This is a genomic window from Pseudomonas sp. BJa5 (assembly GCF_030272875.2).
In the GTDB taxonomy this organism is placed as follows: domain Bacteria; phylum Pseudomonadota; class Gammaproteobacteria; order Pseudomonadales; family Pseudomonadaceae; genus Aquipseudomonas.
Genome location: NZ_JALRNG020000169.1, coordinates 1 through 258 on the forward strand (window position 1 = coordinate 1; position 258 = coordinate 258).

Genomic DNA, 258 nt, shown 5'->3' on the forward strand with positions numbered 1-258 from the left:
GTTTTACCGCAAAATGAACAATGTTTTTGTCCTTGAGGATGTTCGGACATATTCTCTCCACAAATAGAATCTTAAATATGAGGGCAAGCGATAGGGTTAAATGACTATATGGAGGCGTTTTCCAACAACTCAAGCCACTTAATATTTTCCCTTATGGACGCTTACTTAATACCTGATCGACCAAGCCATATTCTTTTGCTGCTTGTGCAGTCATAAAGTTATCACGATCGGTATCACGAGCAATCGTGTCATAGTCTT

The 258-nt window shown here is 39.1% G+C and carries 1 protein-coding gene; it reads right to left on the reverse strand.

What is annotated here, in order from left to right; all coding sequences use genetic code 11:
• Positions 1-151: 151 nt before the first annotated feature.
• Positions 152-258 (reverse strand): ATP-dependent Clp protease proteolytic subunit (locus tag M2D63_RS25880; protein WP_285865899.1); only part of this gene is annotated, 107 nt, incomplete at its 5' end.